At 40.5% G+C, this 19,984-nt stretch carries 20 protein-coding genes and 1 CRISPR repeat array; of the genes, 8 read left to right on the top strand and 12 right to left on the bottom strand.

The genetic code is table 11. The features are described from left to right. Position 1 precedes the first annotated feature (1 nt). Both IX83_RS05575 and IX83_RS05570 read left to right on the top strand, forming a co-directional pair. The gene (locus IX83_RS05575; protein ID WP_038500090.1) at positions 2 to 1,645 is read left to right on the top strand and encodes a TRAP transporter large permease; all 1,644 of its coding nucleotides are present in this window, start codon (positions 2 to 4) and stop codon (positions 1,643 to 1,645) included. Further along, complete coding sequence (locus tag IX83_RS05570) at positions 1,645 to 2,301, top strand: phosphoribosylanthranilate isomerase (RefSeq protein WP_038500087.1); 657 nt, start codon at positions 1,645 to 1,647, stop codon at positions 2,299 to 2,301. The genes IX83_RS05575 and IX83_RS05570 overlap by 1 nt, the downstream gene beginning before the upstream one ends. Here IX83_RS05570 and IX83_RS05565 read toward each other — a convergent pair. From IX83_RS05565 to IX83_RS05515, 11 genes are all read right to left on the bottom strand, one after another. After that, complete coding sequence (locus tag IX83_RS05565; RefSeq protein ID WP_038500084.1) at positions 2,298 to 3,119, bottom strand: alpha/beta fold hydrolase; 822 nt, start codon at positions 3,117 to 3,119, stop codon at positions 2,298 to 2,300. The genes IX83_RS05570 and IX83_RS05565 overlap by 4 nt on opposite strands. Beyond that, the gene (ybgF, locus tag IX83_RS05560; RefSeq protein WP_038500081.1) at positions 3,119 to 3,775 is read right to left on the bottom strand and encodes a tol-pal system protein YbgF; all 657 of its coding nucleotides are present in this window, start codon (positions 3,773 to 3,775) and stop codon (positions 3,119 to 3,121) included. The genes IX83_RS05565 and ybgF overlap by 1 nt, the downstream gene beginning before the upstream one ends. Positions 3,776 to 3,786: 11 nt before the next feature. After that, the gene (locus IX83_RS05555; RefSeq protein WP_038500078.1) at positions 3,787 to 4,278 is read right to left on the bottom strand and encodes an OmpA family protein; all 492 of its coding nucleotides are present in this window, start codon (positions 4,276 to 4,278) and stop codon (positions 3,787 to 3,789) included. 17 nt (positions 4,279 to 4,295) lie between these two features. Continuing rightward, on the bottom strand, positions 4,296 to 5,528 hold the full coding sequence (locus IX83_RS05550) for a PD40 domain-containing protein (protein WP_051919365.1): 1,233 nt from the start codon (positions 5,526 to 5,528) through the stop codon (positions 4,296 to 4,298). Between the two features lie 11 nt (positions 5,529 to 5,539). After that, entirely contained in the window at positions 5,540 to 6,688 is a 1,149-nt protein-coding gene (gene tolA, locus IX83_RS05545; protein WP_038500075.1) for a cell envelope integrity protein TolA, read from the bottom strand. Positions 6,689 to 6,698: 10 nt separating this feature from the next. Continuing rightward, a complete protein-coding gene (locus IX83_RS05540) occupies positions 6,699 to 7,124 on the bottom strand; it encodes an ExbD/TolR family protein (protein ID WP_038500072.1) in 426 nt (141 codons plus the stop codon). Then, positions 7,124 to 7,783: a protein TolQ gene (gene tolQ, locus IX83_RS05535; protein ID WP_038500069.1), complete on the bottom strand. Its 660-nt coding sequence runs from the start codon at positions 7,781 to 7,783 to the stop codon at positions 7,124 to 7,126. Before tolQ ends, IX83_RS05540 begins: the two co-directional genes overlap by 1 nt. 1 nt (position 7,784) lies before the next feature. After that, positions 7,785 to 8,189, bottom strand: coding sequence for a tol-pal system-associated acyl-CoA thioesterase (gene ybgC, locus IX83_RS05530; protein ID WP_077315892.1), 405 nt, complete (start codon positions 8,187 to 8,189; stop codon positions 7,785 to 7,787). Between the two features lie 420 nt (positions 8,190 to 8,609). Beyond that, entirely contained in the window at positions 8,610 to 8,831 is a 222-nt protein-coding gene (locus IX83_RS05525) for a hypothetical protein (RefSeq protein WP_038500063.1), read from the bottom strand. A gap of 263 nt (positions 8,832 to 9,094) precedes the next feature. Further along, positions 9,095 to 9,289, bottom strand: a complete 195-nt coding sequence (locus tag IX83_RS05520; protein ID WP_038500060.1) for a hypothetical protein — start codon at positions 9,287 to 9,289, stop codon at positions 9,095 to 9,097. A gap of 337 nt (positions 9,290 to 9,626) precedes the next feature. Then, a CRISPR array of direct repeats spans positions 9,627 to 11,179; the repeat unit is 36 nt; unit sequence GTATCCGAATCCCTTTGCAATCAGGGAGTCTATTCT. A 187-nt stretch (positions 11,180 to 11,366) separates the two neighbouring features. Next, complete coding sequence (locus IX83_RS05515) at positions 11,367 to 11,921, bottom strand: RNA pyrophosphohydrolase (RefSeq protein WP_038500057.1); 555 nt, start codon at positions 11,919 to 11,921, stop codon at positions 11,367 to 11,369. A 70-nt stretch (positions 11,922 to 11,991) separates the two neighbouring features. Between IX83_RS05515 and IX83_RS05510 the strand changes: the two genes are divergently transcribed. Further along, entirely contained in the window at positions 11,992 to 13,734 is a 1,743-nt protein-coding gene (locus IX83_RS05510; protein ID WP_038500054.1) for a proline--tRNA ligase, read from the top strand. Between the two features lie 310 nt (positions 13,735 to 14,044). Here IX83_RS05510 and IX83_RS05505 read toward each other — a convergent pair whose 3' ends face one another. Then, the gene (locus tag IX83_RS05505) at positions 14,045 to 15,094 is read right to left on the bottom strand and encodes a glycosyltransferase family 9 protein (protein ID WP_038500051.1); all 1,050 of its coding nucleotides are present in this window, start codon (positions 15,092 to 15,094) and stop codon (positions 14,045 to 14,047) included. A 388-nt stretch (positions 15,095 to 15,482) separates the two neighbouring features. Between IX83_RS05505 and IX83_RS08600 the strand changes: the two genes are divergently transcribed. Genes IX83_RS08600 through csm4 form a run of 5 tightly spaced genes read left to right on the top strand, consistent with a single transcriptional unit; the run spans position 15,483 to position 19,976 of the window. After that, positions 15,483 to 15,878, top strand: a complete 396-nt coding sequence (locus IX83_RS08600; protein WP_051919362.1) for a hypothetical protein — start codon at positions 15,483 to 15,485, stop codon at positions 15,876 to 15,878. Next, positions 15,878 to 17,869, top strand: coding sequence for a type III-A CRISPR-associated protein Cas10/Csm1 (gene cas10 / locus IX83_RS05500; RefSeq protein WP_236620633.1), 1,992 nt, complete (start codon positions 15,878 to 15,880; stop codon positions 17,867 to 17,869). Before IX83_RS08600 ends, cas10 begins: the two co-directional genes overlap by 1 nt. 9 nt (positions 17,870 to 17,878) lie before the next feature. Further along, positions 17,879 to 18,271: a type III-A CRISPR-associated protein Csm2 gene (csm2, locus tag IX83_RS05495; protein ID WP_038500048.1), complete on the top strand. Its 393-nt coding sequence runs from the start codon at positions 17,879 to 17,881 to the stop codon at positions 18,269 to 18,271. Between the two features lie 18 nt (positions 18,272 to 18,289). Then, positions 18,290 to 19,003 (top strand): type III-A CRISPR-associated RAMP protein Csm3, encoded by a 714-nt coding sequence (gene csm3, locus IX83_RS05490; RefSeq protein WP_201770235.1) that lies wholly within the window; start codon positions 18,290 to 18,292, stop codon positions 19,001 to 19,003. A 16-nt stretch (positions 19,004 to 19,019) separates the two neighbouring features. Further along, entirely contained in the window at positions 19,020 to 19,976 is a 957-nt protein-coding gene (gene csm4 / locus IX83_RS05485; protein WP_201770234.1) for a type III-A CRISPR-associated RAMP protein Csm4, read from the top strand. The last annotated feature ends 8 nt before the right edge of the window (positions 19,977 to 19,984 follow it).

Here is a 19,984-nt window from a genome sequence, read left to right as displayed (position 1 = left end):
AATGGATTTTATTTTAAATAATATGCCCCCGATCATGTTTGTAACGCTAATTGGCTTACTGTTGATGGGCTTTCCTGTTGCCTTTTCTTTGGCGGCAAATGGTTTGTTATATTGTTTTTTAGGTATTGCGACAGGAGCTTTTTCTTTCGCATTTTTGCAAGCCTTACCAGAACGTATTTTTGGCATTGTCGCTAATGATTCTTTATTAGCGGTGCCTTTTTTCACGTTGATGGGGTTGGTGTTAGAACGATCGAAAATGGCTGAAGATCTACTCGAAACCATCGGTCAGATTTTTGGTTCTTTGCGTGGTGGACTTGCTATTGCTGTTGTCATCGTTGGTGCCATGTTAGCGGCAACAACTGGGGTGGTATCTGCTTCTGTGATTTCTATGGGATTAATTTCGCTTCCCATTATGCTTCGTTATCAATACAACCGAAGTATTGCAACAGGTGTCATCGCTGCTTCTGGTGCGTTATCGCAGATTATTCCTCCGTCCTTGGTATTGATTGTTTTGGCAGATCAGGTGGGAACATCTGTCGGTAATATGTATCGCGGTGCCATGCTACCAGGTTTAATGTTAGCGGGTGCTTATATTTTATATATTATTTTTAATGCGATTTTCCGTCCTACCACCGTACCAGCACTTCCTGATGAACATCGTATTTACCAAGAACCCAATGGCTCTCGTGGTGTTCGTTCTTTGGGTGTCTTGACATTAGTGTCGGCTGTGGTGGCTTATTTCCTAGACAAATGGTTGATGGATTCAAGTGCACCACTTGATCAACGCGTGGTTACCAGCCTATTGTTATGGGGAATAGTCGCTTTTGTGTTTGCTTTACTGAATCGTTTCTTAAAACTAGGCTTTTTATCTAAGTTAGCTGAACGTTCAGTGTTTGTAATGATTCCACCGTTGTTTTTAATTTTCCTTGTATTAGGGACAATTTTTATTGGTATCGCAACACCAACAGAGGGCGGTGCGATGGGAGCTGTCGGTGCGATTATTTTGGCGACGTTACGTAAACGACTTAACTTCGATTTGTTACAACAAGCCATGTCCACTACCGCCAGAATTACCAGTTTTTGTATGTTTATTTTGGTGGGATCGACTATCTTTACGTTGACGTTTACTGGTTTTGGTGGTCAAGTATGGGTAGAGCATTTATTTAGTAGTTTGCCAGGCGGTGTTTATGGCTTTTTAATTGTCGTGAGTATTGTTATTTTCTTTTTGGCATTTTTCTTGGATTTCTTTGAGTTGGCCTTTATCGTGGTGCCGTTATTAGCACCTGTGGCTCAAAGTATGGGGATCGATTTGGTGTGGTTTGGTATTTTAATTGCCATTAATATGCAAACATCATTTATTCATCCTCCTTTTGGTTTTGCATTATTTTATTTGCGTTCGGTCGCTCCAAAGGCTGATTATATTGATTCCGTGACAGGTAAATTGATTAAACGTATTTCGACTGGTGATATTTATAAGGGAGCGATTGCGTTTATCGTGATTCAGTTATTGATGGTGTTAATCGTGATGTTTATTCCCTCTGTGGTGACTCATTATAAGGACGATGCACCCAAAATCGATCCGAATACCATTCAGATTGAACAGCCTGTAAATGACTACAATACGGATGCTGGAGATTTCTTTTAATGCGACTTAGGGTTAAGATTTGTGGGATTCGTACACCAGAGCAAGCCATGATGGTCAGTTCCATGGGGGCTGATGCCATTGGCTTAGTGCTTTATGAGAAAAGTCCTCGTGCGGTGTCACTTGAAGAAGCGATAGTGATAAAAGAGGCTTGTCCCGTGTGGATGAGCACGGTGGCGTTGATGGTGAATCCTAGCGTTAATGAGGTCAAAGAAGTGATTGAGCGTCTAAGACCCAGCTATATCCAATTTCACGGAGATGAGACACCGGCATTTTGTGAACAATTTCATTATCCTTATATACGTGCTTTGCCCGTAGGATCGCATGGAATGACGACTCCTAGTGATATTCGACATACCTTGTCTCAATATCCTCATGCCCAAGCGTTTATTTTTGATGCACCTGCAGGTCAACATTATGGTGGACAGGGAAAAACATTTGATCATGCTTTGCTTGAAGCGGTGTTAGATGCGATTCCCCAGCACCAACGCATTATTGCAGGTGGCGTTAATGCAAATAATATCCCGCAGATTGTCAAACGACTACAACCGTATGCCGTGGATCTAAGCAGTGCCGTGGAAAGTGAAAAAGGCGTGAAAGACCCTGACAAAGTAAAAGCCTTAATGGATGCCGTGCATGCTGTTTCGTTCAGGGGTTAGAACTGTGTCAACCACGTTAAAACATGTTGGTTAAAGGTTTTTGCGTGGGATAGGTTAAGTCCATGTGAGGCGTGTTCGATGGTGTATTGTTCATGAATGGGAAGATGGGTGGCTAATCGTTCTAATATCTCTGGAAAGGGGCTTGGAGATAGGCTACCACCTAGTAATAAGGTTGGGATGGTTAGGGTTTGTAGCGACTTGTCTTGAATATCTAGAAAGGGTTCTTGATATTGCCATTGTAGAGTGTGAGCGTTGTCTCTAGCCATATTTTTAAACCATGAAACCATTTTCTCCCAAGTGTGAGGCCCAGACACTTGATTGATAAATTGTTGAAGACCTGCATCGATATTACCTTGTTGAATTTGGCTCCACGCCTCACTTTGCCACGTTTGGTGATTAAGATCTTTTCTTAACCCCGGTTCAGCTAAAATAAGCGATTGGACGCGTTCGGGATGATCAAAAGCAAGTTTTAACGCCACGACTCCACCACGTGAATGCCCTAAAATATGAGCTTTCTCAAGGTTAAGATGATCCATTAAAGCAAGGATGTCTTGAGCATGTTGAGCAATCGAAAACGCAGGAACTATCGTGTTAAGCGATAAATCAACATTTCGATGATTCGGCCAATAATAACGTAGGCTGGGAACGATGATACGGTAAGATTCGCTCAGTACGGGTGTTTGAGTTCGCCAATAACGATAATCACACAAAGATCCATGAATGAGTATAACAGCCTCACCTTCTCCCATTTGTTGGAAAAAGAGTGGGCTGTTATCTTCTGTATGAAAAAAATCTAGTTTTTCAGCGGTGTTGCTCATTATTTGAAGTATTTTAAGCGTTCAGTGGCTGTATCAGAGGCGGCAGTATTCGGGTAGAACTTCTGGATGCGTAATAAAGTTTGTTTGGCATCTTTAATCTGATTAAGTTCTACTTGGGCCGCAGCAACGACTAATAATGCGTCTGGTGCGGTGCTATCATTTGGGAATGAACTGACCACATTGTTTAACACTGCGATTGCATTTTTGTAATCCTTGCTAGCATAACGAGCACTACCTTCATAGAACATGGCTTTTGGCGTTAATGGACTTGAGGTGTACTGTTTGCTAAAACTAGAAAAAGCATTAGCCGCTTGTGTGTACAGTCCTTGACGATACAAGTCCATGGCTTGATCATAAGATTGCTGTTGTTGTGGATCGCCTACTTGTGGGTTGTTCACACTGTTTAAACTAGCATCGCTGTTAAGTGATTGACCTTGTGAAGATTCAACCATACCGCGAAGATTAGCTACTTCTTGTTGTAGGGCTTGGATCTGGTTTTGTAATTCTGCACGTGCTAACTGACTTTGGCGCATTTGAGCACGCAATTCTAAAATAGCACGACGTGCATCACTGTCCTCTACAAAAGCATGAGCAACAGGCGACAATAATAGGCAAGCACAACTTGAAAATAATAGTTTTTTATAAAATGGCATCATGAATAAATTCCTTATTGAATATAAGTAATGTCTGCACGACGGTTTTCAGCATAGTCTTGTTCAGTATGTCCAAATGCTTTTGGTTTTGATTTACCAAAACTAATCGCTTCAATTTGCAAAGGCGATGCTCCGTATTGTACAAGAATGTTTCTGACAGCAACGGAACGACGTTGTCCTAAACCCAAGTTATATTCTACGCTTCCACGTGCATCGGTATTGCCAGAGATTCTGACTTTTTGTTGAGGATGACGAGAAAGGTAAGTAGCATGAAGCTGAAGAATGTTTTGATATTGAGGGCTAACGGTATATTGATCGTAACCAAAATACACTGATTTTTCTTGGTAAAGCGGACTTTGAGGATTAAATGGATCCAAGATAATGCGATTACCATTTGCATCCGTGTAATAAGCGGTGTCGTTAGCATTAGATGAACCTGTTGTACTACATGCGACGAGGCCGATTCCAACTGCGGATAAAAGTGCAATGCGGATAAAATTTTTCATAATATACTCCAAAAATATTATTGGCTAGATGAGTTGGTAAATGATGACGTAGCATAAGGTCCCCACGCTACGCTACTGATGTTATTCATCAATGGAAAACGATAATGATAGTTACCGTCAAGGCTCACTAAACTTAATTGTCCATTATCTAAATACAATATTTGCATATTGTTGGGTGAGAAAGTAGGCGATAGGTCTAGATCGCCATCGGTTAAAACGTTTGAATAGGTGCCGCCAATGGGTTGAACGGCAATGACATAATGTCCGTTTCTCAAGCTAGAGTAGGCGATTTTAGTGCCATCAGAAGAAATGGCAGGATTGATGTTTTTAGTGCCTGAATAGGTTAATCGACTAGCTAATCCGTTAGGTGTTAGGCCTGTACGGTAAATTTGGGCCGAACCGCTACGGTCACTCGTGAAGATAATGCCTGAGTTATTAGGGAAAAATACAGGTTCAGTGTCGATTTCGCTGGTGTAGGTTAATTTTTGGGGTTTACTGCTTGAACCATTAGCTGCGATAAGATAGATATTGGAAATCGCATCACCACTGAGTGCAACCGCTAGAGTTTGCCCATCTGGCGACCATGCTGGTGCACTATTATTGCCTTTAAAATTGGCAACGATTTTGCGTTCACCTGTATGTAAATTAATCGTAAATACGACAGGTTTATCTAATTCTAAACTGGTGTAAGCTAGGTAAGCACCATCTGGAGACCAAGCAGGCGAAAGAATCGGTGCGGTTGCTTGAACCACGATTTGAGCATTATCGCCATCATAATCTGCTAAATACAAGGTATTGCCGATGGTGTAAGCAATTTTTGTACTGAAAATGCCTTGAACACCTGTTAGAGTTTGGTAAACCTGATCAGAAAGTTCATGAGCTAATTGGCGTAGGTTTTGTCGATTCGAGTGAAAACGTGCAATAGCCGTTTTAGAACTACTGTCCCAAAGTGTCAGAGTAGCTTGACGACCATTATATTCACCAGAAACCACGTAGTGAGTGCTTTGTGGCAGATGATTGCCATTAATCACTTGCTCGAGTTTAAACACTTCAAACTGTCCTGAATGAGTTAAATCATTAGCCAGTACTTGGCTGATAACTTGAGTGGTGTCACCATCAAAAGAAGAAATGGTAATAGGAATCGCTTGAGCCTGACCTTGTCCTTGGAGATTGACGGTTACATTCGCATAGGATGCACTGTAAAACAGCGTAATCATAAAGGCTAGGAGGTATTGATAAATTTTCTTCATATCAAAATTCCTTATTGGATAGGTTTATATTTATAGATGCCGTTAATAACAGGCACAGGCTCTTTTGATGGGGGATAAGGGTCACATGCCATCAACGCATTTTGGACCGCACGATCAAAGGCTGGATTACCTGAACGTCTGGTAATTTCAGTTCTTATCGGATGTCTTTGTTCATCAAGATAAACACGATAACGTAACTGTAAATTTGTGCCACCATTAAAAATGAGATGGGGCTGTACACAAGATTGTACCGCTCTTTGGTAATCGGAAGTCCCACCAGCACCGCCTAATTGATTTTTATCATTCACGCCACCTGCAATACCTGCTACTGAGGTTGCTGTGCCTCGCATCGCCGCACGCAAAGCAGCTGCTTCACGTTCAGCTTTTGCTTTCTCGGCTTTCGCTTTTTGCTCCGCCAGACGCTTGGCTTCACGTTCTTGACGTAATTTTTCTTCTTGGGCTTTTTGTTCGGCTAGGCGTTTGGCCTCTTGCTCGGCTTTCGCTTTTTGTTCCGCTAGACGCTTGGCTTCGCGTTCTTGACGTAATTTTTCTTCTTTGGCTTGTTGCTCAGCTAGGCGTTGTGCCTCACGTTCGGCTTTTGCATTTTCTTGAGCCAGACGCTTGGCTTCACGTTCTTGACGTAATTTTTCTTCGCGTGCTTTTTGTTCAGCTTGACGTTGTGCTTCAAGTGCGGCTTTTTCTTGGGCAAGACGTTCCTTTTCTAACGCTTGACGTGCTTTTTCTAATGCAATATCTGCTTCTTGATTCACGGGCAAAGGCGGTGTCGTCACAGCAGCAGGAGGTTCTATCGTAGGCGATTGACTGCTTTCTGGTGGTACGGCATCGTTTGATGAAGTAACAGGTGTAGGTGTTTGAACCGCTTGTTCAGTAGGTTCAGAATCAGGAAGTGAGGGTTCATCAGGCGTGACACGGGTATCAATGTCGCTAGGTGTCGGATCGCTAGAAAGTGCGGGAGTATCTAATACACGTTCTTGACCTTCTGTCCAAAGCTCGACCTGAACAGGACCAGAAGCTGTTTCTGAAGATAAGGTACTAAAGATAATGATGCTGATGATTAAAGCAACATGAATACCTAAGGCGATGAAAAACCCTCGCTGTGTATCTTCTTTGTATGATAGGTCTTTGTGATAACGATTCATACTGCTTTAATTAATGATTGGCGTGATCTTTTTGGTTGACCAAAAGGCCGAGATTGGTATATCCCGCTTTTCTTAACATATCCATCAACGCGATAACTTCTTCATAGGCGACCCGTCCGTCACCTGAAATAACAATAGGGTTGTTATGTTGGTGTAGTTCACGTACTTGGGCCAATAAATCCTCTTTATTAGTGCGGATGAAGTCTTGTCCTGCTTCCCTAAGTCGAATGGATAAAGAACCATTTTGAGCCACCTGAATCTCAATAGGTTGGCTAGGAATCGTGCCAGCTTGTCCCATGGAAGGGAGTTTGATGTTTCCTGCTACTAAAAGCGGGGCGGTCACCATAAAAATCACCAAAAGCACCAACATGACATCGATGTACGGAACAACATTCATCTCACTTTTTAAGCGAGAGGTGGTTTTTCTTCTTGCCATTATTTAACCTGACGCTGCAAAATATTCAATAATTCATCGACAAAAGAGTCCATTTCATTAGCTATTTTGTCGATGCGATTGGCAAAGCTGTTATAAGCAATCACGGCAGGAATCGCTGCAAATAGACCGACTGCGGTTGCAATAAGTGCTTCAGCAATACCTGGGGCGACAGCAGCAATACTGTTTTGAACATCACCAGAAAGCCCCATGAACGCAGCCATCACACCCCATACCGTTCCAAGCAAGCCAATGTAAGGGCTTACTGAACCAGTGGTTGCTAAATAGTTAAGACGCGATTCCATTCGATCGATTTCAGCTTGAATAGTCGCTTTCATGGCACGATTGGCACTGTCTGCCGGTGAGGCAATATGAGCTTGATGACTTTTAATAAACTCTTCGATGCCACTGAAAAAGACACGGCCCAATGGACCTGAAGATTTGTATTGCTCAAACACTTCGTCTTTTAAAGCGTTCAAATTATCTGTTTTCCAGAACTTTGTTTTGAAACGTTTAATTTGAGACTTGGCACGGCTTAACTCAAACCATTTGCCAAAAATAAACGCCCATGAAAAGAACGAAATAATGAATAAAACCGCTAGTACGATTAAAGACACTAAACTAGCATGTGAAAAAATATCAATAATAGACAGTCCTTGCATATTAGGATTCCTGTGCAGATTCAAAAAGATTTCTTATGTGAGTTGGAATGCTGATCGGACGAAAAGTTTCGCTGTGAACAGCACAAATTCTAATAAGGCTTTCAACCAATAAGGTTTCACCTCGATAAGCTTTTTGAGCAAATACGACTGAACTGGCCGTCAGTTTCTCAATGGTGCTGAGAATGAATATTTGATCATCTAGTTTGGCAGGACGCTTGTATTTTACTTGAGTGTCCACCACCACGAACATGCATTGGTCTTTTTCCATCAGATCGGATTGATGAATGCCTAAATGACGTAACCATTCGGTTCTTGCTCTTTCAAAGAATTTTAGATAATTGGCATAAAAGACGACACGACCTGCATCAGTGTCTTCATAATATACACGAATGGGAAAAGTAAACATATTAATCGTTTTCATTTTTTAAAATAAAGGGTTATATTAACCTAAAAATCAATCTTGGATGGTTTTTTGTTTACTAAATGTTTCAAAAAAGCTGATTAAGCAGGAAATAAGGGGTAGGTGTGAAGCGTTGATGAGGATGGAGGGTGAGCGTGTGAAACGTTGATGAGGATGGCGAGCGTGTGCCATTGTTAGGAGGGTGACGTTTGAAGAGGATGTAAGGATTTTTGGTGGTGGGCGATGGAAATGTTTTTTTAGAAAGAGTGGTGTGCTGGCTGGATCGTAAGCGTTTTAGCGGGTGGAGAGTGAAGTGAGGACGATTGCTTAAAGACAGTGGCGATAGATTAAATCTTATTTATGAATAAGCATAAAAAAAGATACCTTGATGCCAAGGTACCTAATAGAGGGAGGTAGTGATAAAAACTATTGTTCGATAATATCAGACTGCTGTTTATCTTCAAGATCTTCAAGGATACCTGCTTTGTCCGCTACATAATAAGCGGCTGAAGCACCTAAAATTACCGTTGTTAATTTGGGAAATAGTGCATAAGAGACGGCTGCTACCCCTCCTAACGTTAACTCTTTCCAAGTAAGATGAACGCTAACACCTGCTTTACCTTCCACGTTTTGCTGTTCAATTTTCATAATTAAGTCCTTTTCAAAAACATCATACCAGAACAATGATACGTTAAGACAATCAAAAAACTACCATAAATAGTTGGTGCTTTGATCCGCCCTAACAAACATATCTTAACGAATTGTGATGACATAGAATGTCGTTTTTGAGTAAAAAAAAAGATACCCTTTTTATCAGGTATCTTAAATATAGGAGCATGTTATGAAATGATTATGAAAATGTTATGAAAATGATTGTTACCATGTGTCATTCAAACGTTTTTTATCGCTTCTCAAGGCTTTTTGTTCCCCAAGATTCCCGTTTTATCGGCCACATAATAAACCGCTGCAGCACCCAAAACCACCGTTGTTAACTTGGGAAATATCGCATATGAAACCGTTGCTACCGCACCCACTGTCAACTCTTTCCAAGTCAGATGAAGACTAATTCCATCTTTGCCATCCACCGCTTTTTGCTCGATTTTCATCAGTTACTCCGTTTAAATAAACAATGCAATATTAACACTAGAATAATATGAGGAAGCCCATAAATCATAATTTCAAAAATCGGAGATATAAATATTGTAAAAATTAGCTGCAATAGCATTTTTGTCTCCTGAAAAACTTAAAAACGGTTAATTATGTTCAACGTATGAAATGTATTCTAAACCTGACCAAAACCTAATGGTTTGAAATGCAAATTTGTGGTTTTTCAGGGTGGGGGCGGGGTGTTAATGTGCCAGTAATATTGGTAGCAGACGTATTCAAATCCCTTTGAGGCAGGGAGTCTATTCTATGCGTCAGAATCTATCGCTAATATATTGGGTATCCGAATCCCTTTGCAATCAGGGAGTCTATTCTATCCCTAAACTCCGAAGAATCCAAGCTATAGTATCCGAATCCCTTTGCAATCAGGGAGTCTATTCTCAGATATAGACTGGGAGGATATGAAAATTGGTATCCGAATCCCTTTGCAATCAGGGAGTCTATTCTCGCAAGCTCCGCCATATCTTACCTACGATTGTATCCGAATCCCTTTGCAATCAGGGAGTCTATTCTTTTGGGGCAACAGAGTATATAGTTACTCAGGTATCCGAATCCCTTTGCAATCAGGGAGTCTATTCTAAGATTATTGTATTATCGGCAAGCCTTATGGTATCCGAATCCCTTTGCAATCAGGGAGTCTATTCTGGTACTCGCTATCGTATTACACCAAATGCTGTATCCGAATCCCTTTGCAATCAGGGAGTCTATTCTTCTTTATCGGTTCATATAGATAACATTTGTGTATCCGAATCCCTTTGCAATCAGGGAGTCTATTCTCAATTCTTGGACGACTAAGATAACCCACCTGTATCCGAATCCCTTTGCAATCAGGGAGTCTATTCTCGTATGTTTCTATAAGTTCTTTATCGGTTCGTATCCGAATCCCTTTGCAATCAGGGAGTCTATTCTTAGAAAAAAGTACAGGCATAAGACGATATGGTATCCGAATCCCTTTGCAATCAGGGAGTCTATTCTTTGAGTCTCTAGAAGCAGGCAACGCTAAATGTATCCGAATCCCTTTGCAATCAGGGAGTCTATTCTGGGAAGGGCTGGCTAGAGCTAAAAAAAGAAGTATCCGAATCCCTTTGCAATCAGGGAGTCTATTCTAGAAATTGTGCTTGTCACAAATACAGATTAGTATCCGAATCCCTTTGCAATCAGGGAGTCTATTCTTCTATCAATTTGTATAAACAAATATCTTCTGTATCCGAATCCCTTTGCAATCAGGGAGTCTATTCTGAAATCAAAATGCATTTCTTTGAGCTTGTTGTATCCGAATCCCTTTGCAATCAGGGAGTCTATTCTGAAGGGGGGAAACTTTTGTAAACTTACCGGTATCCGAATCCCTTTGCAATCAGGGAGTCTATTCTTCGCAAGCTCGAACCTTATTATGCCTATGAGTATCCGAATCCCTTTGCAATCAGGGAGTCTATTCTAAGAGACCATCAATTAGAAAGATGGGTATTGTATCCGAATCCCTTTGCAATCAGGGAGTCTATTCTTATGAGTTTATTGAGGTGAGTGTTGGTTCAGTATCCGAATCCCTTTGCAATCAGGGAGTCTATTCTTAGAAGACAAGTTTAATAATTTGTAACATGGTATCCGAATCCCTTTGCAATCAGGGAGTCTATTCTATTATGGTTCTTTTATCATACCTATGATTTGTATCCGAATCCCTTTGCAATCAGGGAGTCTATTCTGAAGAACGGGTTAAGAAGTTTAAACAACGGGTATCCGAATCCCTTTGCAATCAGGGAGTCTATTCTACTCTATTCTTCGCCTTGCCTTTCGGTAAAGTATCCGAATCCCTTTGCAATCAGGGAGTCTATTCTACCTGTCCACCAAAACCGCATGGACAGGCGTTCATAGGGGTTTTCATTATATAAAAAAATACATCTATTGACAAAAAAACTGTCTTTTCCAAAAAAAATCCTAATTTTTTAAGAACAAATGCTGGCAATAATAACGATTGCCAACTGAGTTATATGTCACTCAAATATATACTCCTACGTCAATTCCTCACGTATGATTTCGACGACGTAGGTGTGAGTGCTGACGTTTTGGACCTTTCCAACTACGACGAGGATAAATTAAGCGATTGGTTTTATAGATCAAATTTTCCAATTCTTGCAACGCCAACGTATATACTTCTCTTTTGAACGAAATCACCACGTCCAAAGGAACGTTGTAGTTATGCCAACGCCAAGCATCAAATTCAGGGTGTTTAGTGGAACGCAAATTAATGTCCGTATCACTTCCTGTAAATCGTAGTAAGAACCAAATCTGTTTTTGTCCTTTGTAATGTCCTCTCGCATCAGCACTAATGTATTCATCTGGTACGTTGTAGCGTAGCCAATTTTTAGTGCGTCCTAAAATCTTTACATGTTTCGGTCTGAGTCCAATTTCCTCGTACAATTCACGATACATCGCCTGTTCTGGACGTTCTCCATATTTGATACCACCCTGAGGAAACTGCCACGATGGGCCACGAATACGTTTCCCCCAAAACACCTGATTGTCGTTATTTAACAAAATAATACCAACATTTGGGCGGTAGCCTTCACGATCTAGCATTTAGCCTACCTCAAAAATCTATTTTTATATACAATATATTAATCCTTAATTATACTTTAGGTTGAGACAGATGTTAGCAACAAAATTCCATATTAATACTTTAAAAGAGTCTCCAGCAGAGGCCGAGTTAGTCAGTCATCAATATATGACTCGTGCTGGTATGATTAACAAATTAGCAGGTGGTATTTACACTTACATGCCGATGGGTTATAGGGTATTAAAAAAAATTGAAGGTGTTATTCGTGAAGAAATGAATCGTGCAGGGGCGATTGAACTACTCATGCCGATGGTTCAACCTGCTGAGCTTTGGTCTGAAACGGGTCGTTGGGAAAAGATGGGCGATGAATTACTGCGACTCAAAGATCGTCATGGTCGTGATTTTGCGTTACAACCTACTTCAGAAGAAGTCATTACAGATATTGCACGTAATGAGATCAAAAGCTGGCGACAGCTATCCATTAACTTTTATCATATCCAAACAAAATTCCGCGATGAAAGACGTCCTCGCTTTGGTTTGATGCGTGGTCGCGAATTTATTATGAAAGATGCTTATTCATTTGATAAAACAGCGGAAGATGCCAAAGCCAGTTATCAAAATATGTATGATGCTTATGTGCGTATTTTTAATCGTCTGGGTTTAGAGTTTCGTCCTGTTCAAGCGGATACGGGAGCGATTGGTGGTTCATTAAGCCATGAGTTCCAAGTAATTGCTAAAGCAGGAGAAGACTTGATCGTTTATGATCCTGAAGATACGAGCTTTGCGGCAAATATTGAACTGGCACCTGCACCTTGTTTGATCGCCGAACGTGCCACAGCAACGGCGCCATTAGAAAAGGTTTCTACCCCTAATGCACCCAAATGTGAGCTAGTTGCCCAACAGCTTGGGATCAGTCTAGAAAAAACGGTGAAGTCTGTTGTATTCGCCGTGGATTCCGATGAGCAGGTGGATATTTACTTGTTATTAGTTCGTGGCGATCATGAGATTAATGAAATCAAAGCCAGCAAGATTCCTGCTTTTACTCAAGGATTTAGATTAGCCACTGAAGCTGAGATTCTTGAATATTTTGGTTCAGAACCTGGTTACTTAGGTCCGATCCAAACGAAAAAATCGGTTCATGTCGTTGCAGATTTAACCGTTGCACATATGAGCGACTTCTGCTGCGGTGCTAATGATAGTCAATACCATTATACTGGCGTGAACTGGGGAAGAGACTTACCTGAACCCGAGTTAGTACTAGACTTGCGTAACGTTGTAGAGGGAGATACTGCTCCTAATGGCAAAGGAAAATTAGCCATTATGCGTGGGATTGAGGTCGGTCATGTCTTCTTCTTAGGGGATACATATTCTAAAAAAATGAATGCCACTTTCTTAAATGAGGAAGGCAAAGCAACTCCTTTCCAAATGGGCTGTTACGGTATTGGTGTCAGCCGTATCGCGGCTGCTGCTATTGAACAATGCCATGATGAAAAAGGAATTGTGTGGCCAATGAATATTGCTCCTTTTGAAGTGGTGATCTGTCCTATTGGTCTAAATCGCAGTGAGTCAGTCAAAACAGTTGCACATTCACTTTACCAAGAACTTCAAGCAGCAGGAGTTGATGTCATTTTAGATGATCGTGATACCCGACCAGGCGTGATGTTTGCTGAATGGGAGTTAATTGGTGTGCCGCTACGTATCACCATTGGTGATAAGAACCTAAACGATAACCTGGTGGAGTTAACCATTCGTCAAGGCTCTGAAACTGAAAAAGTATCTACTGAAACGATTGTAGAAAAAGTACTTGATTTGAAAAAACAGATGTTGAAAGTATAGGAAATACCTTATCTTTAAATATTTTCGCTCCCAATAGATGACACTATCTTGGGAGCGATTTTTATAAAGTTTTAGATAATAAAAATGTCACCGTCGTCCACTGAAACACACTATTTTGAGCTATCCAAGGCTGTTCGCTTAATAACATTGTCATATAAGGTTAAGGGTAAAGAATACCTTATCTTACACAAGTCAGTGAACTGATTTAATCGAACATTTAAATACCGTTACGATGTCTGCAAACTTAAAAAAAACAGCCGTTTTCATATAATACTCTTACGGATATTCTTGCCGTTACGTGCCTGCAAACTCAAGAAACCAGCCATTCTTTTTGTATTTGTTCAGGCTGTATTTCATCGACGTTATCCACATATCGAATCACGTGAGCATTATCGGGACAATTAGGATGCCAACTTTTAAAATTCACGTCATCATGGTTGTAGAACGCGATAATTGGTTTATTCAATCCACAAGCAATATGCACCGTTGCCGTATCAACAGATATGAGTAAGCGAGCATTACGAATTAATTCAATCGAATCATAAATAGATTGGGTGGGGTACACAAAAGTTTGTTCAAACGATTGAGCAATAGTGGTTAAATGTTCATTCATCGCTGGACTACTGAGCAAGCAAATCTTTACATTGGGAATTACTTGAGATAAATAAGCCAATAGTTCTCTAATCTTTTTGTCACCAAACTTTCGGTGACGTGAAGAACCATAAAAATTAATCGCCGTATAAGACTGATATGAATGTACTTTTAGAAAATTTTGAACATTTTGTGCAGATTGTGCATGAGCAGGAATGTCATAATGACGGTCAACTACTTTGAACCCCAAGGATTCTACTGCTTTGATGTATAACTCAGAAAAGTGACAGGCTTCATCAATACTGATATCAAAAATTTTATAATGGGATTTTCGAGAGCCCACATACACTTTAGCTTTGATGAGACGAAGCAAACACAAGCCTCGATTATTAATGACGTGCGTTAAATCAATCACCGCATCAATCTGCTGACGAGAAAGATACCATCCGCACTTTAATAAATCCCAAATATGACGACGTTTGACATAATAAATTTCATCAATATAAGGATTCGCTTCTAACAGATCTGCCAAAGCACGTGTGGCCACCACTGTAATATGCGTATCGGGGGATTGCTTTTTGATCTCTCTAAAAACAAAGGAACTAACGATATAGTCGCCAATCTTGCCATCTTGGCGTAAGAATACGATTTTCTTAATGGTTTTCAGTTGGGGGGGGGTAGAAGAGGTATAAGGACTAACTTTCTTATCTAAAAGAAATTTTCCAATTGAACGGCGAATTCGTCCTAACGCTTGACGTATTTTTCTCATGAGTAATCATCGTAACTGTTTAATTTATGCCATTATATAATGATGCAAGCATTTTCCAAAAAAAAATCAGTCTCCCCAACATCTTCAGGATTAGCCCTAAATTTCTTTAGCAAACATCACAAATATAACGTTCATCTAAACGACTTCCTTTTTCTACATATAAGGTTTATTGATACGCTCTGTTCATCGACGATAGCCCCTTTTTTATTTAATTTTGACATCTCATGTCATGATTCATCGTTAAGGTAACTATCAAGGACAGAAAGTGTTTTAGAACGTGTTGCCTTAAATGTTTTATATGACTATTAACAAATTTGTATTTTGTGCAAAAACCAAAAAAATCGTGTAGTATATGTTTAGGTATAAATGAAACAAAGAGAGCGAAAATATGAACAAAGAACGATTAAGTTCTTCTTCAAAAGTTGCCTTTCGAGCCTTAGTCGATATCATTTCTCCAGTGATACCGTCTCAGAAAATAAGAGAGCATTTGCCTCATCTTAAACATGAAAGCGACTTATGGCAAGAAGATGTCTTATTAAAAAAGATAATTTCATTGGCTCACCGCATTGTTTTGGGCCTAGATAAAGAACCTTCTTCTTCAGAATACGATTACCAAAAACGATTGGCTCCTTTATTTGAATCGATTCGTTTAACGGCCTCCAATCCCTCATCTCAAACCTATTCCTATCTCTTAAAACCGCTATCTGCTGATAGTATTTTCCCAAAAGCCTCTACCCCCCCCAATGCGATGAAAACGCCTCAAAACGCGAATACGAGGCTTTAATCGATGGATTTTTGAAAGGGCTTTCCAAGATCCCCGCCGCTCATTCAGACACTTGGGATTTATGGCTCGATCATTTTGAAAGTTTATGCCAGTCTTATTTGTGGGCGGTGCCATCAATGTCCACCGATCCCCAAGTATCTTTATATGATGAAGCCAAGCTGACGGCTGCGATGGCGACAGCATTATGGCGATGCTACGAGAAGAATAATGAACTAGATTGGGACACGTTGTCTAACCAAGAACAACCGTTTTTATTAGTACAGGGCGATTTTTACGGCATTCAAGATTTTATTTTCTCAGCTGGTAGGGAGACGAATAAACAATCTGCAAAATTATTAAGAGGTCGCTCGTTTCAGGTTTCTTTGTTCTCTGAATTAGCAGCTTTGAAATTACTCCAAGCGTGTGATTTACCGCCAACGAGCCAAGTCTTAAATGCAGCGGGTAAGTTTTTGATTGTGGCACCTAATACGCCCGACATCAAAGCAAGCATTGAACATGTCCAAAAGGAACTGAATGCTTGGTTTATCAAACATGCTTTCGGTATGGTGGGATTGGGCCTTGCGTATCAGGAAGCTAGTGCTAATGATTTTTCTCAAGCTCATTTTTCTGATTTAGTGAAATCTTTGTTTGAAACCTTAGAAGTCTCTAAATATCAACGTTTGGATATGACGAACAGTACCGATAGCGTGTTACCTGTTTCTTATCCTCATGGCGTATGTCGTTTAAATCACTTTTTGCCTGCTAAGGATGAATCTGGACTGTCGGTCATTTCAAGTGATCAGATTAAGATTGGTGAACATTTAACGAAAAAAGATCGCCTTTTGATTCTGGATGAAGCTGCTGAAAACCTGCGTGAAACGTATGAGACAGACATATTGACTTTGCCTATCTTTGGGTATCGAGTGGTTTTCACAAAAGGTCAAGAAGACACGGGAAAATTTGGTCAATACGTTAAGAATCATCATTTGTACCGTGCTTGGAGTTTTGCGATTCCAGATACCTTGTCTGCACCAGTCTGGCAAGGGTATGCAACACGTTATATCAATGCTTTTATTCCCACGCACGAAAAGGATCCTGCATCTCAAGAACATTACGTAGTGAAAGAACATGTTGCTCGTATTGGCGACATCAAAACCTTTGATTATATTGCTTGCGAAGATCGCATTTTAAAAGATGCAGACGGAGAATACGTGGGACAGGTTGCATTGGGCACGTTAAAAGGGGATGTGGATAATCTCGGTATGATTTTCCAAAAGGGAATTAGATCCTTAACGTTTACGAAAATGGCGAGCTTATCGCGACAAATGAACCTGTTCTTTAGTTTGTGGTTGCCAGTTTATTGTAAACAAGCGTTCCGCCATACTTACACGGTATTTGCAGGTGGCGATGACTTCTTTTTAATTGGTCCTTGGTATGCAACACAACGTTTGGCATACGAGATGTCACAGAAATTCGCTGATTACGTGGCTCTCAACTCTGAGATTCATTTTTCAGCAGGCATGGTGATGACGAAAATTGGCTTGCCTGTTACGCATTTAGGACAAATGGCGGAAGACGCACTGGAGTATTCTAAGGCACAGGAAGGAAAAGCATCTGTCACCTTATTTAAGCAGTCTGTGAAATGGGGAGATTGGGGCAAACTCATGGAATTTGAACATGAGATCGCTGAATTAAAAGATAAATATCATCTTTCGACTTCTTATTTGTATTCTTTGATTGCCTTGGCGCAAAAAGCAGCTCGTTCGAAGTTTAGCGAGAAAAAAGGTAAAGATGGTAAAGCGAAGTATGAAGTGCGTCTTGAAGATTCTATGTGGCGTAGTCAGTTTTATTATCGTACGGCTCGATATGTGACCGATAAAATTTCGGATGAGCACGAACGAAAAGAGTGTTTGTCTCGACTTAGCCATACCATTGGGGAGCAAGGCATTGCGACTTGGGATGAAAGGTTTGCCTTGCCTTTGTTTAATTATTTTTATAAGTACCGCTCATAGGAGTTTTGTATGAATATTACAAAAATTAATTTTAAAAATAAAGAACCTGGCATTTTTTCTGATATTGCAGAAGAGGCTGCGAAATATATTACAGAATATTCAGGGGAAAAGAACAAAAATACACAGATCCGAAAATTCTACGATGAATTGGTGATGTGGTACGAAAAAGTGTATTTAGATCGTCATCATCGTGAAGAGAAATTTAAGGAGTTAGAGCCGTTTATCAAAATGCTAAAAGCTAAGGTGGCTTATGCAAAAGGTCGAAAATACGTAGATGATAATTTTTGTAATGTCTTTAATCGATGCATTGATCAGGCCGACTCAGCAGAATCGTTAAGAGATGCCAAACTCTTTATGGAAGCGATGATGGGGTATGCCAAGGCATTAGAGAGAAAAAAGTGAATTTAACAGTAGAGGATTATGATGGAAAAGATGAAGTTAGAAAAAATCGTTGAAATTAAAGCGAAGTTAGTATTACAAACAGGCTTGCATATTGGTGCTGGCGATGGGGAAATGCACATTGGTGGGGTAGATAACGCCATTATCAAACACCCGATTACCCAATCTCCCTACATTCCTGGTTCAAGTTTGAAAGGGAAAATGCGTACCTTATTAGAATGGTTAAGTGGGGAAGTGCGTGAGAAGCCCTTGTCATTAAACGATGTAAAAAACGCCCAAGATCCTCAAGCGGTTAAGATGATTCTCCGTTTATTTGGTACCAGTGCGGATGTAGGTAAAGACCAGTTGGTTAAGGAATTAGGCGTAGGTCGCTTATCGTTCTGGGATGCTCATTTAAGCAAAGAATGGGAAGCGGATGTTCGCGAAAGTAATTTATTGCTAACCGAAGTTAAAAGTGAAAACACCATTAACCGTATCACTTCAACGGCAGAACACCCACGTTTTATGGAACGTATTCCCGCAGGTGCAGAATTTGAGTTCAAACTCATGATGAAACAGTTTGCAGGTGATGATAAAGAAGCGTTGTTGAACTTGGTGCTAAAAGGTTTAAAACTTTTGGAAATGGATAGTGTCGGTGGCTCGGGTTCTCGAGGATACGGTAAAGTGAAATTTGAAAAACTAGAAATAGACGGACAGCCACGCGATCTGGATAAGATTCAGCCTTTTGCAAAATAATCCAAAAGGAGCACGCATGATGAATCTTTATCGGATAACTTTAGAGGCCAAAAGTGCGTTTGCCACACCTTTGGTTGGCGATACCTTATTTGGGCAACTTTGCTGGGGTATCGTTAATCGGTATGGTGAGGATTGTTTGCAATCTTTGCTTAAAGGATATGCTGAAAAAAATCCTTTTATGGTGGTATCGGATGCGTTTCCATCAGGTTATTTACCGCTTCCTACCTTACCGTCAAAGTTGTGGGCGACTCAAGGAAACGAAGATCGTAAAGCGTTGAAAAAGAAACGTTGGATTGCCTTAACACATCTGACTCAGCCGCTATCATCTTGGCAACAACTAGCTCTTAACGATCGTGAGGTGGTATTAAATGTATTAGGGTCCGATACACCTTACCAAGTTACTGTTGAGCAAATGCATAACACGGTAAACCGTGCCACCAATAAAGCAGGGCAGGATGCTTTTGCGGCTTCCTATGTGGTTGAACAAATTTGCTATCCTACGGGACTGAAACAAGATTTATACGTTCTATTAGACGAAACTCGTTTTAGTCGTTCAGATTTTGAACAAGTGTTGAAAGACATTGGACAAACAGGCTATGGCAAGGATGCCAGTATCGGCATGGGTAAGTTTGATTTTACGATTGAATCCTTTAGCTTTGATTCGATTCCTCATGCTAATGCTTGGTTAACCTTGTCAAATAGTGCACCGCAGACGGATGATTGTGATGTTTTGCATTCTTACTACCAAATCGTCACGCGTTTCGGTCGTCATGGTCAAGATCTAGCGTTGACAGGGAAAACATTCAAAAAGCCTATTATTCTGGTGAAAACAGCAGCTTTGTTAACGCCTAAATCTTACTCGCAACGATCATTTATAGGTCAAGGTTTAACGTCGGTTTCTTGGGAACATCGTGAAACCGTCCATCAAGGCTATGCACCTGTATTGCCAGTGTGTTTAACCATTCATTCATAAAAGGTGGG

The sequence above is a fragment of the Basilea psittacipulmonis DSM 24701 genome (genome assembly GCF_000743945.1).
Classification (GTDB): domain Bacteria; phylum Pseudomonadota; class Gammaproteobacteria; order Burkholderiales; family Burkholderiaceae_B; genus Basilea; species Basilea psittacipulmonis.
The sequence above is the reverse complement of the archived record's forward strand: the minus strand, read 5'-3'. Positions and strand labels throughout refer to the sequence as shown.

Coding starts and splice junctions, on each gene's coding strand:
- IX83_RS05575 (WP_038500090.1), top strand. CDS start 2: ATGGATTTTATTTTAAATAATATGCCCCCGATCATGTTTGTAACGCTA.
- IX83_RS05570 (WP_038500087.1), top strand. CDS start 1,645: ATGCGACTTAGGGTTAAGATTTGTGGGATTCGTACACCAGAGCAAGCC.
- IX83_RS05565 (WP_038500084.1), bottom strand. CDS start 3,119: ATGAGCAACACCGCTGAAAAACTAGATTTTTTTCATACAGAAGATAAC.
- ybgF (WP_038500081.1), bottom strand. CDS start 3,775: ATGATGCCATTTTATAAAAAACTATTATTTTCAAGTTGTGCTTGCCTA.
- IX83_RS05555 (WP_038500078.1), bottom strand. CDS start 4,278: ATGAAAAATTTTATCCGCATTGCACTTTTATCCGCAGTTGGAATCGGC.
- IX83_RS05550 (WP_051919365.1), bottom strand. CDS start 5,528: ATGAAGAAAATTTATCAATACCTCCTAGCCTTTATGATTACGCTGTTT.
- tolA (WP_038500075.1), bottom strand. CDS start 6,688: ATGAATCGTTATCACAAAGACCTATCATACAAAGAAGATACACAGCGA.
- IX83_RS05540 (WP_038500072.1), bottom strand. CDS start 7,124: ATGGCAAGAAGAAAAACCACCTCTCGCTTAAAAAGTGAGATGAATGTT.
- tolQ (WP_038500069.1), bottom strand. CDS start 7,783: ATGCAAGGACTGTCTATTATTGATATTTTTTCACATGCTAGTTTAGTG.
- ybgC (WP_077315892.1), bottom strand. CDS start 8,189: ATGTTTACTTTTCCCATTCGTGTATATTATGAAGACACTGATGCAGGT.
- IX83_RS05525 (WP_038500063.1), bottom strand. CDS start 8,831: ATGAAAATTGAACAGCAAAACGTGGAAGGTAAAGCAGGTGTTAGCGTT.
- IX83_RS05520 (WP_038500060.1), bottom strand. CDS start 9,289: ATGAAAATCGAGCAAAAAGCGGTGGATGGCAAAGATGGAATTAGTCTT.
- IX83_RS05515 (WP_038500057.1), bottom strand. CDS start 11,921: ATGCTAGATCGTGAAGGCTACCGCCCAAATGTTGGTATTATTTTGTTA.
- IX83_RS05510 (WP_038500054.1), top strand. CDS start 11,992: ATGTTAGCAACAAAATTCCATATTAATACTTTAAAAGAGTCTCCAGCA.
- IX83_RS05505 (WP_038500051.1), bottom strand. CDS start 15,094: ATGAGAAAAATACGTCAAGCGTTAGGACGAATTCGCCGTTCAATTGGA.
- IX83_RS08600 (WP_051919362.1), top strand. CDS start 15,483: ATGAACAAAGAACGATTAAGTTCTTCTTCAAAAGTTGCCTTTCGAGCC.
- csm2 (WP_038500048.1), top strand. CDS start 17,879: ATGAATATTACAAAAATTAATTTTAAAAATAAAGAACCTGGCATTTTT.
- csm3 (WP_201770235.1), top strand. CDS start 18,290: ATGATGGAAAAGATGAAGTTAGAAAAAATCGTTGAAATTAAAGCGAAG.
- csm4 (WP_201770234.1), top strand. CDS start 19,020: ATGATGAATCTTTATCGGATAACTTTAGAGGCCAAAAGTGCGTTTGCC.